The following is a 16,999-nucleotide window of genomic DNA, read 5'->3' on the forward strand; positions in this document are numbered from 1 at the left end:
GCGCTCAGCCCGTCAGCTGTATGAAACCAACATGCGAGGGCACGCTTATCTTACGCATTGGTGCAACGCAAGACCCCCTCGCAGCCAAACTCTTGCCACACTTGGACCAAGTTCGGACCGACCCCTGCCAACTCCTTTGTTTCAGCCAGTTTGCAGCTAAGCAAAATCTTTCAACAACCTGAAGGGAAATATGCCGCACCCGGGCGGGAAATCCACTCCACAGCCAGAATCGATGATCAGCACCAGGGATCAAAACATCAAGGAAATGAATGCGCTGCAGCCGTCTTGCCCGAGGTCCGCTTGAACTTAAGTTCTACGAAAATCCGGATACGGCGCACTCGGCAATGAAGCCGCATTGGCGGCTCAAGCGCTAATGCTTTACTTTAGGATATCTCGAGAAGCGCCTGAGGCGAAAAGGAAACCGTGAGTGGCGCGAGTGACGGGGCTCGAACCCGCGACCTCCGGCGTGACAGGCCGGCACTCTAACCAACTGAGCTACACCCGCACATTCACGGTATATTGCGCCATTTCCTCAAACTGCATGCCGCAGATTTTGGGGAAGTGGCGCGAGTGACGGGGCTCGAACCCGCGACCTCCGGCGTGACAGGCCGGCACTCTAACCAACTGAGCTACACCCGCTTCGGTGGGCAACGCGCTGTCACCCTGAAGTGGCGCTGATGTACGGCGGCTGGATTTGGAAGTCAAGCACCCTAATCGGTCCGAGTTGCCGTTTTTTGACATTGCCGTGCCCGATCCCGGTTTTCCCCCATCCCATACATGCCGATCAATGTGGATAACTCTCTGTTTCGTAACGGAATTGTTCGCGGCAATTTGCACCTTTCAGGCAGGTGTTCCGGCAGGATTCTTTTGCCGGCAAGCCTGTTGACGCTATTGCGAGACAGAAAACGGGTGCCAGTCTATTCCGCCGGCACCAGTCTCGTATCGCGCAGCTGTCCTTCCTTGGCGAGGATCGGAACGGCGGCGGATGCAAACAGCGAATTGATGTCCTTGAGGCTGCGCATGACTTCAAGATGCGCATTGCTCGATTCCATACTTTCCACGGTCTTGGCCTTCAGCCGGTCCAGATGCCGGTTGTGGCTTTCCCTCTCAAGACTGCGCATCTTGTCCTTTTCGGCGATCAGCTCACGCGCAGAGGCAACATCCGCCGAGACAAGCACATTGAGCGCCAGCTCCATGTTGGCCAGGACCCGGTCGTGCATGCGTGTCAGCTCCATCAGGCCTTCCGGTGAGAAACTGATCTTGTTGGCCTGCAGTTCCAGCGCCAGATCAAGGAGGTTCTTGGCAACCAGGTCCCCCGCCCGCTCCAGATTGACCGCAAATCCGACCAGTTCCATGCTGCGCTCCGCCTGTTCGGCCGAAAGCTCGCCCCGGTTGACTTCGGCGATATAGAGCTTGATGGACGAATGGATGGCATTCACCTGCCGGTCGAGCTGCTGCAACCGACGGATTTCCTGCTCGCTCCCCTTTTCCAGCATCAGGATCACCGGTCGCGCCATAACCTCGACCAGTTCCCCCATGCGCAGGAGTTCACGCGTCGCGCAGGCAAGCGCAAGCCTCGGATTGGTGACCATCTCCCGGTCGAGCGCGCTTTGCGGCAACAGCCGCTCTCTTTCCTCCTCCTCGGCCTTGTCCGGCACCAGCCGCTCCACAAGCCAGCCGACCGGCCGTGTGAGTGGCAGGCAGGTGAGGACAAGAGCGAAATTGAAGGCGACATGAACGGCCACGATCTGCTGACCCGGATCGCTGCTGATCGCTTCGAGCGGCAGATCTACCGACGACAAGACCGCCAGAGCCAGAAGCGCGCCAGTGGTGCGGAAAATGAAGTTTCCGAGCGGCAGGAGCTTTGCCTTGCGGTCCATGCCGCGCGTCAGCCACAGCGCGACAAAGCCCGCTCCGACATTCGCGCCCAGCACCAGCGGAATGGCGGCCTCCATGGAAAGTCCCGCCTTCTGGACGAAGGCGGCAATCATCAAAACCGCGGCAACGCTGGAATGTACCAGAAAGGCCAACAGCGCACCGACAGCCGCCGCCATCGGCGCATCCTGCCCGAGATAACCGGCAATCTGCGGCATGAAGCGTGCCTCTTTCAGCGGCGTCGTCGCTTCGCCGATCATCTGCAGCGCAATCAGGATGAAGGCAATGCCGAGAAGGATCCGACCGATCTGCTTGGCAGCGCGCGAATCCAGCTTCAGAAACAGCCAGGCTCCGACGGCAAGCAGCAGCGGCACCAGCCAGCTCAGATCAAACACCAGGAACTGCACCACGAGGGCCGAACCGAGATCAGCGCCAAGCAGCACGGCAAGGCCGGCTGCCGTGGTTATGAAACCCGATGTGGCGAAACCGGCCGCAAGAATGGCCACAGCCGTCGCGCTTTGCAGAAGAACCGCGACCGCCATCCCCGAAACCGCGCCGGACACCGGTCCTGCCGACGCCTTGCCGATGGCGCGCCGCAGGGACGGTCCGGCAGCCCGCTCGAACCCGGTCCGCACCATACGGACCGCATAGAGGAGCAGCATCACCGCCCCGAACATCTTGATGAGTACAAGGATTCCCATGGTGCTAAGTTTTTATCCTCAAACGTGTTTTTATTTAGCCAGAGAAGTTTATCGAAGGAGAAGGAAAAAGAAAACAAGCCAATCGAAGGCAAAGCGAAAGCGAGCGCCTCCCTCAGAGGCGACTTTCGGCGATGACGGCGGAAAAGCAAAAGTGCACGGTGCAGGCACGCTACGGCCTGATGCATCGGCGTGAACCGGCAAGACACGCGAACGGGGCAACGCCTGCGGTGGAGACGGCCCTGAAAACACAGCTAAATCAAAGGGAAATGGTGGGCGATGAGAGACTCGAACTCCCGACATCTTCGGTGTAAACGAAGCGCTCTACCAACTGAGCTAATCGCCCTCAACGAGGTGAGACGCCTTTTATTGTGTCGCCCGTCGCTTGGCAAGAGCCTTTTCCAAGTTTCCCGCTCCCTGCATGATCCCTGTGGATGACTGCGCCAAGTGCTGGCAGACTGCGTGTTTGCGAAGCAATCGGATTTGATCGCCATGTTGCCGTCCCGCCGACTTTTCCTGAAATCGATCCTTTTCGGACTGGGTTCTTCCGCCCTGTTCCCCCGTGTGCATCCGGTCCGGGCAACCACGGGCCACAAGGTCATCGTCATCGGAGCCGGCATGTCGGGCCTTTCGGCGGCACAAACCCTGGCAGGTGAAGGATACGATGTCACGCTTCTGGAAGCCCGCCAGAGAATCGGCGGTCGTATCTGGACCGACCGGTCGCTCGGTGTCCCGCTCGACTTGGGGGCGAGCTGGATACACGGCACGAAGGGCAATCCGGTCACGGAGCTTGCCCGCCGGTTTTCCCAGCCGCTCTACGACTGGGACTACGACAACGGAGAAGTGATCGACCTCACCGGACACGATGCACGTGCGTCCGACCAGTTCGACGCCTTCACCAAAGCACTGGAGGATTATGCCGATGAACACGACGACGCCCTCACCAGCCTGTCCGTTGCGGATGCCATCGCTCGCGTGAAAACAAAAAATGAGTTCCGGAACCTGAGTGACGCAGAACTCGGATTTCTCGCAGCCGTCATGTTTGAACTGGAATTCGCCGCTGATGCGCAGGAATTGTCGCTTGCCGGTGTGGCCGAGGGATCCGGCTATTCCGGCCCGGACGCGGTGCTGCCGAATGGTTATGAACCGATCGCTCTCGGCCTCGCCGACGGCTTGACCATCCGTCTCGGCACGCCTGTCGACGAAATCTCCTATTCACAGGCCGGCGTGGAGATTCGCGCGGGCAAGGACGTCATCGAGGCCGACTATGCCATTTGCTGCGTCCCGCTCGGCGTCCTGAAAGCCGGCACGATAGATTTCAACCCGGGTTTACCCGCCGCCAAAAGCCGTGCGATAGAGCGCCTTGCCATGGGCGTTCTCAACAAGGTCTATCTTGGCTTTCCGAAGGTGTTCTGGGACGAGAACGTCCTCAATTTCGGACGCATTTCGGAAAAGCCGAAGCAGTTCGCAGACTGGTTCAACCTGGCACCGGTCAGCAAGGCCCGTGTCCTGTGTTCGCTCAATGCCGGGAGTTTCGCTCTGGATCTTGAGAAATTCAGTGACCAGGAACGGCAGGATGCTGCATTTGCAGCGCTCCAGACCATGTTCGGCAGGGATATCCCCCCACCCGTATCGGCCATCAGTACAGCCTGGCGCAGTGATCCCTATGCGGGCGGCTCCTATTCCTTCCTCCCCGTCGGGACCGATCCGTCGGAGCGGGTGGCACTCGCCGACAGTCTCAAATCGCGCGTCTTCTTTGCGGGAGAAGCCACCAGCAGCGAATATCCGGCGACCGTGCATGGGGCTTATCTTTCCGGCGAACGCGCGGCCCGGCAAGTCATGGCGGCCGCCGGGTAGCACCAACGATTTATCGAAGCTGCCCGCAGCTTTGATCGCCTCAAAAGAAAACCCCGCAGCCGGTAATCCGGATACGGGGTTTTCAGGAAGAAATCGCGTTGAACGATTATGCGTTCACAGCGTCCTTCAGGCCTTTGCCGGCCTTGAACTTCGGCGTCTTAGAAGCCGGGATCTGGATCGTTTCGCCAGTCCGCGGGTTACGGCCTTCGGTGGCTGCACGTTCGGAAACCGTGAAGTTACCAAAACCGATAATGCGGACTTCGTCGCCGCTCTTCAGCGTGGAAGTGACAGCTTCGAAAGTTGCGTCAACTGCTTCGCCTGCCTGCGCCTTGGTGAGGCCGGTCTTTTCTGCAACAGCTGCGATCAGATCGTTCTTATTCATAGCAGATACCTTTCTAAGAAACGGCAGAGTGCCGACGATTCCTGTCAGCGCCGTTGCGCGAAATTCGGTTGAATTGACATGAAACGCAAGTGGTTTTTTCGCAGAAAACAGCCATTTTGACCGATTATTCAAAAGAAAAGCCCCGGTTTTCCCGGGGCTTTCCGATTTGTGCGGTGCAATGTCGCGATCAGTGGGCCAGAACACCTGCGGTGTCGTCGTCCTTGTCACTCGCCTTGGTTGCAGCCTCGTGCGCCGTCTCATCCCATTCGATGGGTTCCGGCAGGCGGGTAAGCGCGTTTTTAAGCACCTCCTCCATGCCCGAAACCGGGATGATTTCAAGCGAGTTCTTGACCGAGTCCGGAATTTCCGCCAGGTCCTTGGCGTTGTCTTCCGGGATCATCACCAGCTTGATGCCGCCGCGCAGGGCCGCCAGGAGTTTCTCCTTCAGGCCACCGATCGGCAGGATGCGCCCGCGCAGGGTGATCTCGCCGGTCATGGCAACATCGCGGCGAACCGGGATGCCGGTCATGGTCGAGATCACGGCCGTTGCCATGGCGATACCAGCGGACGGACCGTCCTTGGGCGTCGCGCCTTCCGGCACGTGGACGTGAATGTCCTTCTTGTCGAAGGTCGGCGGCTCGATGCCGTAGTCGATCGCGCGCGAGCGGACATAGGAAGCCGCCGCAGAAATCGATTCCTTCATCACGTCCTTCAGGTTGCCGGTCACGGTCATCTTGCCCTTGCCCGGCATCATCACGCCTTCGATCGTGAGCAACTCGCCGCCCACTTCCGTCCAGGCAAGACCCGTGACGACACCCACCTGGTCTTCCAGTTCGGCTTCGCCATAGCGGTAGCGCGGAACGCCGAGATACTTCTCGACCACTTCCTGCGTCACGCGGATGCTTTCCTTGTCGCTCATCAGGATGTCCTTGACCGCCTTACGGGCCAGGGTCGCCATTTCGCGCTCAAGGTTACGCACGCCGGCTTCACGGGTGTAGCGGCGGACAATGAAATGCAGCGCATCGTCGTCGATGGAGAACTCGCCTTCGCGCAAACCGTGGTCCTTTTCGGCCTTCGGAATGAGGTGACGGCGGCAGATTTCCACCTTTTCCTCTTCCGTGTAGCCGGCGATGCGGATGATCTCCATGCGGTCCATCAGCGGACCCGGAATGTTCAGCGTGTTCGCCGTCGTCACGAACATCACATCCGACAGGTCGTATTCGACCTCCAGATAGTGATCCATGAAGGACGAGTTCTGTTCCGGATCGAGCACCTCAAGCAGAGCGGAAGACGGGTCGCCGCGGAAATCCATGCCCATCTTGTCGATCTCGTCAAGCAGGAAGAGCGGGTTGGATTTCTTTGCCTTCTTCATCGACTGGATGACCTTGCCGGGCATCGAGCCGATATAGGTGCGGCGGTGACCGCGGATCTCGGCCTCGTCGCGCACGCCGCCGAGCGACATGCGCACGAACTCACGGCCCGTCGCCTTGGCGATGGACTTGCCGAGCGAGGTCTTGCCGACGCCGGGAGGACCGACCAGGCAGAGGATCGGACCGCGCAGCTTGTTGGCCCGGCTCTGGACCGCCAGATACTCCACGATACGTTCCTTGACCTTGTCGAGGCCGTAGTGATCGGTGTCGAGCACCTTTTCGGCGAACGACAGGTCCTGCTTGACCTTGGACTTCTTGTTCCAGGGAATGCCGATCAGCCAGTCGAGGTAGTTGCGCACGACGGTCGCTTCCGCGGACATCGGGCTCATCTGCTTCAGCTTCTTGATCTCGGCCGCGGCGCGTTCGCGCGCTTCCTTGGTCAGCTTGGTCTTCTTGATCTTGTCTTCGAGTTCGGCGATCTCGTCGCGGCCGTCCTCGCTGTCGCCGAGTTCCTTCTGAATGGCCTTCATCTGCTCATTCAGGTAGTACTCGCGCTGGGTCTTCTCCATCTGGCGCTTGACGCGCGAACGGATACGCTTTTCCACCTGCAGCACGGAGATTTCGCTCTCCATCATGCCGAGGACGCGTTCAAGCCGCTCAGCCACGGAGACGACGCCGAGGATTTCCTGCTTTTCCGGGATCTTGATCGCCAGATGCGACGCGATGGTGTCGGCGAGCTTGGAATAGTCGTCTATCTGGTTGACCGCACCGAGAACCTCCGGGGAAACCTTCTTGTTCAGTTTCACATAGTTCTCGAACTCGGACACGACAGAGCGCGCCAGGGCCTCGACTTCAATGTTCTCGCCGTCCCGCTCGGGCAGAACCGTCGCGGAGGCCTCGAAATAGTCGGTGCGGCCGGAATATTCGCCGATCTGCGCACGCGCGCCGCCTTCCACCAGCACCTTGACGGTGTTGTCCGGCAGCTTCAGGAGCTGCAGCACAGTCGCCAGCGTGCCGACATTGTAGATCTGGTCGGGCTTGGGATCGTCATCGGCCGCATTCATCTGGGTGGCCAGAAGAATGTGCTTGTCGGTGGTCATCACCTCTTCGAGCGCCTTGATCGACTTCTCGCGGCCGACAAAGAGCGGCACGATCATATGCGGGAAGACAACGATGTCGCGCAGGGGCAAGACGGGGTAGACAGACGTGCTGTCCTGGTCAGTGGCGCGAATTTCTGCGTCGCTCATTTTTTATCCTTTCTCAGCGTGCTGCGGCCCCACTCGGTAAAAGGCAGCCGAAACACTGGAAAACGGCTCCGGACCGGAGAAGTCCTGGTGGCCTGACCGCAGCACCCCTGATGGGCGCGCTGACGATCCGCGCAAGCCGTCCTTAGCTCTAATAGGTGGACACCTGACCTGCCGGTGTCAAGGCAATCAGTTGCGGCCAATAGGTCTTGTCTGTTGACGACTCAGCCTGCCGGTGGAAAACCGAATGACAGCGGTACCAAACCCTTAAAAAGCAAAGTGCCGCCCCGAGGGAGCGGCACTTATTCACGTTTTTGTCGACACCGGAGCCAAACGCGTCAGGCGCCCTGTCAGGCACTCGTCGCGGATGTTTCTTCCCGGTCCTCGTAGATATAGAGCGGACGCGCCTCGCCTTTGACGACTTCCGGCGAGATCACGACTTCCTTCACGCCCTTCAGACCCGGCAGCTCGTACATGGTGTCGAGCAGGATCGCTTCCAGGATGGACCGCAGGCCGCGTGCGCCGGTCTTGCGGTCGATGGCCCGGCGGGCAATCGCCTTCAGCGCTTCCTCGTGGAAGGAGAGCTCCACCTGTTCCATTTCGAAGAGGCGCTGGTACTGCTTGACCAGGGCGTTCTTCGGTTCGGTCAGGATGGTCACCAGGGCCTCCTCGTCGAGGTCTTCCAGGGTCGCAATCACCGGCAGACGGCCGACGAATTCGGGGATAAGACCGAATTTCAGCAGATCTTCCGGCTCCAGCACCGCAAAGAGTTCGCCGATGCGGCGGTCTTCGGGAGCATGGACCTGCGCCTTGAAACCGATCGATGTCTGCGTGCCGCGGTCGGAGATGATCTTGTCGAGGCCGGCAAAGGCGCCGCCGCAAATGAACAGGATGTTGGTCGTGTCCACCTGCAGGAATTCCTGCTGCGGATGCTTGCGGCCGCCCTGCGGCGGAACGGAAGCCACCGTGCCTTCCATGATCTTCAGAAGTGCCTGCTGCACGCCTTCGCCCGACACGTCACGCGTGATCGACGGGTTGTCGGCCTTGCGGCTGATCTTGTCGACTTCATCGATGTAGACGATGCCGCGCTGTGCGCGCTCGACATTGTAGTCGGCCGATTGCAGCAGCTTCAAAATGATGTTCTCGACGTCCTCACCCACGTAACCGGCTTCGGTCAGCGTGGTCGCATCCGCCATGGTGAAGGGCACGTCCAGAATACGGGCAAGGGTCTGCGCCAGCAGGGTCTTGCCGCAGCCGGTCGGACCGACCAGCAGAATGTTGGACTTTGCCAGTTCCACGTCGTTGTTCTTGGAGGCGTGGTTCAGGCGCTTGTAGTGGTTGTGAACGGCAACCGACAGCACCTTCTTCGCACTGCCCTGCCCGATGACGTAGTCATCCAGAACGTCGCGAATCTCCTGAGGGGTCGGGATCCCGTCCCGTGACTTCACCAGCGAGGACTTGTTCTCCTCGCGAATGATATCCATGCACAGCTCGACACATTCATCGCAAATGAAAACAGTCGGGCCGGCGATCAGCTTGCGCACCTCATGCTGGCTCTTGCCGCAGAAGGAACAGTAGAGCGTATTCTTGGAATCGCTGCCGCTGGCCTTGGTCATGTAGTCAACCTCGCGTTAGTGGGGAGTGTTTCCCCTTATCTGCCCGGTTGCGGCCAAACTATGGCGGAACCGGTTCCGAAGGGACGCATGAAGCGCCGCTTCACGATGTGATGTCATCATGCTTCGCCAGTAAAAATCAATATAGGTTTAAGGCGAAGATGAAAACCCGGCATCTCACCGGGATTTTCCGGCTTTAAGCGTGGAAATTCAATCCTTGCTTAAAGCCGGGTTAGCCCGCTCACTTGCCGTCGTCATCGCCAAGTGTGGCCCGGTCGGTGATCACCTTGTCGATGATCCCGAATTCCTTGGCCCTTTCGGCTGTCATGAAGTTGTCGCGCTCGAGCGCTTCTTCAACCTGATCGAGGCTCTGTCCAGTGTGCTTCACGTAGATTTCATTCAGCCGGCGTTTCATGGCCAGGATTTCCTGTGCATGAAGCATGATGTCGGCCGCCTGGCCGCGGAAACCGCCGGAGGGCTGGTGCACCATCACGCGTGCATTCGGCAGGCTGAAGCGCATGCCCTTCTCGCCCGCAGCCAGCAGGAGCGACCCCATGGAGGCTGCCTGGCCGATGCAGAGCGTCGATACGGCCGGGCGGATGAACTGCATGGTGTCGTAGATCGCGAGACCCGAGGTGACGAGACCGCCGGGCGAATTGATGTAGATCGCGATTTCCTTGCTCGGGTTTTCCGCTTCAAGGAACAGAAGCTGCGCGCAGACAAGGGTTGCCACGTGATCCTCGACCGGACCGGTCAGGAAGATGATGCGCTCCTTCAAAAGGCGCGAATAGATATCGAAGGCCCGCTCGCCCCGGTTGGTCTGCTCGACAACCATCGGCACGAGTGTGTTCATGTAGATATCGACAGGATCCTTCATACCTCATCCATATGCTTGAGATGTTGCCCGGAGGACATCCGGGCAGGATACAGGCCTGAAGCGCATCGATTCAGGGCCTGACTCGAAAAAAGCGACACCCCGTATATATGGGATGTCGCCCTCAACGCAAAGTCATGACAGATGCGGCGTGAATGCAAGGTTAAATCCGGCGCCGCATCTGGGGATTATGAGGGAAAGCCGGGGCCTCAAGCCTCGTCTTCTTCCTCACTCACCAGCTTCTCCAGCTCTTCCTTGGAAACCGTCTTGTCGGTTACCTTGGCAAGCTCGAGCATGAAGTCGACGACCTTTTCCTCGTAGATCGGCGCACGCAAGGAAGCCAGAGCCTGCTGGTTGTTCTTGTAGAATTCGAACACCTGCTGCTCCTGACCCGGGAACTGGCGGATGCGGTCGTAAAGAGCGCGCTGCAGTTCCTCGTCGGTCACCTGGATGTTGTTCTTCTCGCCGATCTCGGAGAGAACCAGGCCGAGACGGACACGGCGTTCGGCGATCTTGCGGTATTCCGCCTTCGCCTCTTCTTCCGTCGTGTCTTCGTCCTCGAAGGTCTTCTCGTTGCGCTTCATGTCGTCTTCGACCTGACGCCAGACAACGTCGAACTCGGAGTTGAGCAGCTTTTCCGGCAGATCGAAGGAATAATGCTCGTCGAGCTTGTCGAGCAGCTGGCGCTTGACGCGCTGGCGGGTCATCTGGCCGAACTGGCCTTCGATCTGGCCGCGGACAATTTCCTTCAGCTTGTCGAGCGACTCAAGGCCGAGGTTCTTTGCGAACTCGTCGTCAACCTTGGCTTCGCCGGGAGCCGCAACTTCCTTGACAACAACGTCGAAGGTTGCCGGCTTGCCGGCCAGATGCGCCGCCGGATAGTCTTCCGGGAAGGAGACTTCGACGACCTTCTCATCACCTGCCTTGACGCCGATCAGCTGATCTTCGAAGCCCGGGATGAACTGGCCGGAGCCCAGAACCAGCATGCCGTTCTCGTCGGCACCGCCTTCAAACGGCTCGCCGTCGATCTTGCCGAGATAGGACATGGTCACGCGGTCGCCATCGGCAGCCTTGCCCTTCTTTGCTTCGAACGGGGTGTTGTTCTTGGCGATCTGGGCAACCTGCTCGTCGACTTCGCTTTCGGCGATCTCGACAACCGGACGCTCAATTTCGATGCCGGCGAAATCGACAATCTCGAATTCGGGCAGGACATCGTAGGTCATCGTGAAGGAAAGATCCGCGGAACCGGCCAGGATCTTTTCAGCATCGTCTTCCGGCAGGTCGATTTCCGGGGTCAGGGCCGGGCGCTCGGAGCGCTCCTCAACGGCCTTCTGAGTCGTTTCCTGGATGGTGTTCGACAGGATCTCGGCCATGGCCTGGCGGCCATACATGCGCTTCAGATGCGCGAGCGGAACCTTGCCCGGGCGGAAGCCCTTGATGTTGGCCTTGGATTTCAGGTCGGCCATGTACTCTTCGAGCTTGGCGGCGAGATCACCAGCCGGAATGTCGATTTTCAGCTCACGCTTGAGGCCCTCGGAGAGGGTTTCGGTTACCTGCATGGGTTTTGTCGTCCTCGGTCCCGAGCGGCAATCCGCCCCGGAGGTTTCGTTTTTAAATCCCGTGTGCCGCATCGCCCGCACTCCCCTTTTGCCGGGAGCGTTCAAACGGCGATGCTTCGCCCTGGAGAGACTCCAAGACGCACGATGGGAGCGCGATACTGCGTGGGCCTTGAAGTGTCAAGGGGAGACAGGGGATTTGAGCATGAATTCGCTGCGCAAAACGGCCGTATTGGCCACATTTCAGCTAACTTGTGCTCCAGCTGCTCAGAGGAAGGAAGGCTGGAAAGCAATGGTGCGGATGGAGGGACTTGAACCCCCACGCCTTGCGGCACCAGAACCTAAATCTGGCGTGTCTACCAATTTCACCACATCCGCATCGCGAAGGCTTATGGCACCCCGCGCTTGAAGCGGGGCCTCTATAGCATCGCCGGTTTTCCCGTCAAAGGAAAAAGCTGGAGCGCTCCTCACCCTGTGGCTGATTTCTCCACAAGATGGCGCAGCGCAGGTTTCATCGCTTCGGCAAGGTCCTCCGCAATCAGTCCGGGACCGGCGACAAGGCCGGCTTCACCGTGAAGCCAGACCGCTTGCGCCGCAGCCTCAAAGCCCGGCACGCCCTGTGCAAGAAGCCCAAGGACGATTCCCGCCAGGACATCCCCGGAGCCGGCCGTCGCCAGGAAAGGGGGCGCATTGCGGTTGATTGCGGCGCGGCCGTCGGGTGCGGCAATCACCGTGTCCGCGCCCTTGAGGATCACGATCGCCCCGCATCCAGCCGAGGCCGCCCGCGCCCGTTCCAGCTTGCTGCCGTCAAGGTCCGGGAACAACCGTGTGAATTCCCCCTCGTGGGGCGTCAGCACGACTGGCGCGGGATGGGACCGGATACGCTCCAGGAGTGAGGCCGGATGGGTCGAAAAACTGGTCAGGGCGTCGGCATCGAGCACGGTGGCCCTGCCTGCGTCCAGAATGGCATTGACCGCAGCGCAGGTTCTTTCCCCGAGCCCGTAGCCCGGCCCGATCAGCAGCGCATTCAGGCGCTGGTCCCTCAGCAGATTCCGGACGCCCTCTTCGCCCGCGACCTTTTTCACCATGACGGCTGTCAGATGGCAGGCGTTGACGATCAACGCGTCCGGTGGAGATGCGAGTGTTGCAAGACCTGCTCCTGACCTCAACGCCGCACCGGCAGCCAGGCGCCCTGCACCGGTTGCGGAAACAGGTCCGCCAAAAACGACCGCGTGCCCTCTGGAATACTTGTGCGCGAGCGGGTCCGGTCTTGGCCAGGAATCCATCCAGAGCGCCGGCTCATTGACAAATGTATCGGGAGCGATCCTCTCGAGGACGCTGGAATGAATACCGATATCGGCGGTCTGAATTGCCCCGCAATGACCTCTTCCCGGAAAAAGCAAGTGCCCCGGCTTTTCGCGAAAGAAGGTCACGGTCGAACATGCCCTGATCGCTTCCCCGCGCACCGAACCCTCCGCCCCTTCCACGCCGGAGGGAAGATCGACCGCCAGTACTTTTTTACCGGACCGGTTTACCGCTGCAACGAGCTCGGCCACAGCTCCGGTCAATGGCCGGTCGAGCCCGGCCCCGAACAGCGCGTCGACAACGAGACCGGCATCGTTAAGCGCGCAGATAAGGTCGCTAGCGACCTTATCGCCCTCAATTGCGAGGTTGATCTGGATCTTCATGCGATCGAAGGCCAGGAACGCATCGCCCTTCAGACTGTCCGGCGACTTCAGGAGATATACCGCGACGCGATATCCGGCCGCCGCAAGGCACCGTGCGGCAATGAAGCCATCGCCACCGTTGTTGCCGGGACCGCAAAGAACAACTATGGAGCTTCCTGCCGCCACCATTGCCATTGCGGCACGTGCCACGGCCAGCCCCGCCCGCTCCATAAGCTCGATACCCGGGACACCGCCAGCGATGGCAAGCCGGTCGGCTTCAGACATTTCCACCGGTGTCAGCAAGGCGGCCTGCCAGCCGGATAATTTCGAGGCCATGGGCCGGCGCTCCAGACGTTCGAGGTTGTTGCGATACCGGTTTATCCCTCAGCCGCTGCCACCGCCAGCCCGCCGGTTACTTGATCGGCACGGAAATGCGAATAGCAACGCCGCCGGCTGTGAAACGCCTGTCGATCTTGCCGCTCATCTCGCCGGCAATAAGAGCTTCCATCAGACGGCTGCCAAAACCGAAGTTTTCCGGTGCTTTCACTTCCTGTCCCGTTTCCTCGATCCAGTCCAGCTCCAGGCGACGGCTACCCTTCCCGCCCTTCACTATTTTCCAGATAACTTCGAAGCGGCTGCCGTCGCTGAAAACATCGGAATATTTCATCGCATTGGTTGCCAGCTCATGGAACACCAGGCCAAGAGCATGGGTGCCGGTCTCGTTCAGCTTGACAGAGGGACCGTCGATCGTGATCCCTTTTGCGCCGTCGCCGAAAACCTGTTCCAGTTCCTGGAGCAAAAGCGCACGCAGGTCCGCCTTTTCCCAGCGTGAGCGCGTCAGCAAATCCTGGGCGTTGGCCATGGCCTGCAAGCGTGAGCCGAAGGAATTGTTGAACTCTTCCAGGCTTTCCGACGCCCCCGCTGTCTGGCGGGCGATCGCCAGAATGCGCGCAATGGAATTCTTGATCCGATGCTTCATTTCCTGAAGCATCAGGTCCTTTTCCTGGATGGTTTTTTCAGACATCTCCTTCAGCAGGAAATTTGCCTCGCTGGCCTTCTGCCACGAGCGTACAGAGACCGCGAGCGCTGCGGAAAAGAGCAGCGACACCGAGCCAAGCATGAAGGTGCGCCAATAGAGAAAGCTGTCTTTGTGCGCAGACGTTTCGATCACTGCAATTTCCCAGAGACGCCCGCCGACCTCTATCTGTTTCAAGGTTAGATTTTCTGCGTCCCCCAGGCTCTCGGCATAGCCCTCGGACGCGAAGAGAACCTGGGGCACTCCGTCCGTGATGTCGGATGTCTGCACCAGAACCGGTACCGGAGCCGGCGATGTCAGCGCCGCCTTGTGAAGGTCCCCGGCACGAAACGGCGCATAGACGAACCCCTGTATCGGCTGCTCGCCGGTCAAGACCTCCCCGCTGGCCCCTTCATCGGCGATGAGCGGCAAATAGGCCAGGAAGCCAACCTGCTTGTCTTCCGTGATCTCCTGCACGAGGGTGACGGGCGCCGATACACTGACGGTAGACGTTTCAGCAGCTGCCAGCATGGCCTCTCGGCGGGTTGCTTCGCTGAACATGTCGAAACCAAGCGCCGCCTTGTTGCGCACATCGAGAGGTTCAAGCATCAGGATCGGCGTCCTGAAGTCCTGCCCGGTTTCCGGCCAGACCTGCCGCTCGATCTCGTAGTTGTTTCTCAGAACATCGGACGCCATGTCCTCCTGGCCTGTCCGGATCAGTCCGGCAAAACCCACCCCCTGCATCCCGGACAGGTGCCCCTTCAGAAACAGCCCCAGCGCAAAGCTTTGAAATTCCGGCCGGGAAACCCTGCCGTTGTCAGCTTCGAAGAAGGAATGAGTGGCCGCGATAAGAGACAGGTTATGTTCTGTTCGCTCGCGGATCCGGCCGACCGCGTCATCGGCCAGCGATTCAAATGCCTGCAGTTCGACTTGGCGTTCTGCCTCCAGGATAATGTAGGTCAGCGTCAGGCCGATCGCGGCGCTCAGCACAAACACGAGAAGCGGTATGTGTTTCTTCATCCTGTTTGAGCCAATCAATGCTGCCGGGAAAACGGTGTTGGTTTTATTCCAGATTTCTTACAATGAGAAATATGGACCCAAGAAGCACGACAACTCTGTCCGGCGCTATAACATTTGTTAATTTTCAAAGTTTTTTTGCTCACAGAAGTAGTTCTTCGATTTGCGGAATTCGGTCTTCGCTGCATCATCTGCCGACCGCAGCATCATCCAGGCGATGCCTGGCTTTTCGCTTCCCGTTCCTGCTCCTGAGCAGCTCCTTGCCGGATATTGGCGCTCGATTGCGGAAACTTCAGCCTGTAGTCCGGGCTCCTGCCAACCGCGCCGAATGTCGCTGAACCGTTCAGCGACTGGGGTATGACCTGCTCCAGGAGCAGGCTTGAAAAGTTGCTCGGCCGCTGGTCCCGATCCGAAGGCTCTTCGCCATTCCCGTCATCCACCATATGCCATTCGATCTCGATGCTTCCGGGCGCATCGCCGTCAAGCGACTGACAGGACAACAAAACCTTTTGCCGGCGGGAATCCCGCGCTCGCCCTGGCAGCCAGGCCATCAGCTCGTGCAGGCCGAGACCGAGATAAAGCGCGGCATTGGGCGTCAGAACCGGATTGATACCGGAATGGACGAACTCGGGCCGCCTGCTCTCTTCCTGAAGCACGGCCTGGGCGTCCGCCAGCTCCCGGAGAGAAACGCCGAACCAGTCAGCCTCCGTGACGAGATCCTGCGAACTGGAGAGGGCATAGATCCGACCCCGGAACTCGGAAAGGAACTGCTCCAGTGTTTCCGCGTACCGGGCCGATTGACTTGCCAGGCCCTGAATGATGGCCAGCAGGTTCTTGGATCTATGGCTGACCTCGAGCAGCAGATCCCGCAACACGCGTTCCCGTCGCCTTGTCTCGGTGACATCGACAACTGTCGTGAGGACCTGTTGCCGGCCCTCGAGGGAAGGCACGATTTCGATATGGACTTCGAAGAGGCTGCCCTCGCCTGCCTTGACCTCCACCCAACCAGCCTCGCCTGTTTTCAGGACCTGGTTCTTGGCTGCCACAAGCTTCGCTCCGATCCGGGCTCCAAACACGATCTCGTCGCTGGGAAGGACGCCGGGAGGAACAGACCAGATGCGGGGCAGATTGGCGATGAAGAGATAGGAGAGCGTGTCGTCCTGCAAGGTGACACACGCGCGGGAGCGCAGCAGCGCCACAATGAGATATTCACGCAGCTCCTGATCTGACTGACTTGAATTGTGCCACGTTAGCCTGCGCAAGGCATCCTCGCTCGATCGATTGCCGGATCCCGTTACTATACGAACCGGCGAATCTCTTCTCAGCTTATTTTCGTTCAAAACCTGCAATCACTGAAAGAACAAAGACCACGAGGAACAGCCCGATGAGAATCTGAGCGATAGACGCGCTCACGCCGACCGTGCCGACGAAACCGAAAAGGGCCATTACGAGTGCGATGGCCAGGACAGCCATGGCATAGAACTGCATACCGAACTCCCGAACAAATCCTTCACTTAACGCCTGAGCTGGAAATTTGTTCCAAGACAGTCCAACAAAGAGCTTTCTGATCGAGAATTAGGCAACTACCCACCCCCCCAGGCACAGTTCCACACATCCATTCTGCCTATTTTTTGTTCTGATTGCATATTTTCTGTTCATATGGTTGCTTGTTCTCACTAGCCGCCGCAACCCGACCGCCTAAAGTTGCCGCTTTTAGTGGCGGAATTCCCGGCTCCGGAAAATTTTCGATGGCCTGCACTCCGGTTGGCACACATCGTGCTTTATTGCTGGCAACGGTCCCGTCCGGGCCCGGCAGGGTCGGCGTGACCCG

At 59.3% G+C, this 16,999-nt stretch carries 11 protein-coding genes and 4 tRNA genes; 1 reads left to right on the forward strand and 14 read right to left on the reverse strand.

The window, feature by feature from the left end; all coding sequences use genetic code 11:
• Positions 1-428: 428 nt before the first annotated feature.
• The 4 genes from ACX3M4_RS05110 to ACX3M4_RS05125 form a co-directional block, all read right to left on the reverse strand.
• Positions 429-505, reverse strand: a tRNA-Asp gene (locus ACX3M4_RS05110).
• 57 nt (positions 506-562) lie between these two features.
• Positions 563-639 (reverse strand) — tRNA-Asp (locus tag ACX3M4_RS05115).
• Between the two features lie 278 nt (positions 640-917).
• Entirely contained in the window at positions 918-2,576 is a 1,659-nt protein-coding gene (locus ACX3M4_RS05120; RefSeq protein ID WP_459357514.1) for a Na/Pi cotransporter family protein, read from the reverse strand.
• A 267-nt stretch (positions 2,577-2,843) separates the two neighbouring features.
• A tRNA-Val gene (locus tag ACX3M4_RS05125) sits at positions 2,844-2,919 on the reverse strand.
• A gap of 146 nt (positions 2,920-3,065) precedes the next feature.
• Between ACX3M4_RS05125 and ACX3M4_RS05130 the strand changes: the two genes are divergently transcribed.
• A complete protein-coding gene (locus ACX3M4_RS05130; RefSeq protein WP_459357515.1) occupies positions 3,066-4,430 on the forward strand; it encodes a flavin monoamine oxidase family protein in 1,365 nt (454 codons plus the stop codon).
• A gap of 106 nt (positions 4,431-4,536) precedes the next feature.
• Here the strand turns inward: ACX3M4_RS05130 and ACX3M4_RS05135 are convergent, their stop codons facing one another.
• The 10 genes from ACX3M4_RS05135 to ACX3M4_RS05180 form a co-directional block, all read right to left on the reverse strand.
• Positions 4,537-4,812, reverse strand: a complete 276-nt coding sequence (locus ACX3M4_RS05135) for an HU family DNA-binding protein (protein WP_031268410.1) — start codon at positions 4,810-4,812, stop codon at positions 4,537-4,539.
• 187 nt (positions 4,813-4,999) lie between these two features.
• A complete protein-coding gene (gene lon / locus ACX3M4_RS05140; RefSeq protein ID WP_459357516.1) occupies positions 5,000-7,429 on the reverse strand; it encodes an endopeptidase La in 2,430 nt (809 codons plus the stop codon).
• 347 nt (positions 7,430-7,776) lie between these two features.
• Positions 7,777-9,042 carry an ATP-dependent Clp protease ATP-binding subunit ClpX gene (gene clpX, locus ACX3M4_RS05145; protein ID WP_459357517.1) on the reverse strand — a complete coding sequence of 422 codons (1,266 nt, stop codon included), beginning with the start codon at positions 9,040-9,042 and terminating at the stop codon, positions 7,777-7,779.
• Positions 9,043-9,280: 238 nt separating this feature from the next.
• Positions 9,281-9,916: an ATP-dependent Clp endopeptidase proteolytic subunit ClpP gene (gene clpP, locus ACX3M4_RS05150; protein ID WP_459357518.1), complete on the reverse strand. Its 636-nt coding sequence runs from the start codon at positions 9,914-9,916 to the stop codon at positions 9,281-9,283.
• A gap of 206 nt (positions 9,917-10,122) precedes the next feature.
• Complete coding sequence (tig, locus tag ACX3M4_RS05155) at positions 10,123-11,472, reverse strand: trigger factor (protein WP_459357519.1); 1,350 nt, start codon at positions 11,470-11,472, stop codon at positions 10,123-10,125.
• A gap of 290 nt (positions 11,473-11,762) precedes the next feature.
• A tRNA-Leu gene (locus tag ACX3M4_RS05160) sits at positions 11,763-11,847 on the reverse strand.
• Positions 11,848-11,936: 89 nt separating this feature from the next.
• Positions 11,937-13,472, reverse strand: coding sequence for an NAD(P)H-hydrate dehydratase (locus ACX3M4_RS05165; protein ID WP_459357520.1), 1,536 nt, complete (start codon positions 13,470-13,472; stop codon positions 11,937-11,939).
• Positions 13,473-13,548: 76 nt separating this feature from the next.
• Positions 13,549-15,171: a CHASE domain-containing protein gene (locus tag ACX3M4_RS05170; protein WP_459357521.1), complete on the reverse strand. Its 1,623-nt coding sequence runs from the start codon at positions 15,169-15,171 to the stop codon at positions 13,549-13,551.
• Between the two features lie 203 nt (positions 15,172-15,374).
• Positions 15,375-16,430 (reverse strand): HWE histidine kinase domain-containing protein, encoded by a 1,056-nt coding sequence (locus ACX3M4_RS05175; protein ID WP_459357522.1) that lies wholly within the window; start codon positions 16,428-16,430, stop codon positions 15,375-15,377.
• Positions 16,431-16,494: 64 nt separating this feature from the next.
• Positions 16,495-16,656, reverse strand: a complete 162-nt coding sequence (locus ACX3M4_RS05180; RefSeq protein WP_459357523.1) for a DUF1328 domain-containing protein — start codon at positions 16,654-16,656, stop codon at positions 16,495-16,497.
• Between the last annotated feature and the right edge of the window lie 343 nt (positions 16,657-16,999).

This window comes from Roseibium sp. M-1 (assembly GCF_054515675.1).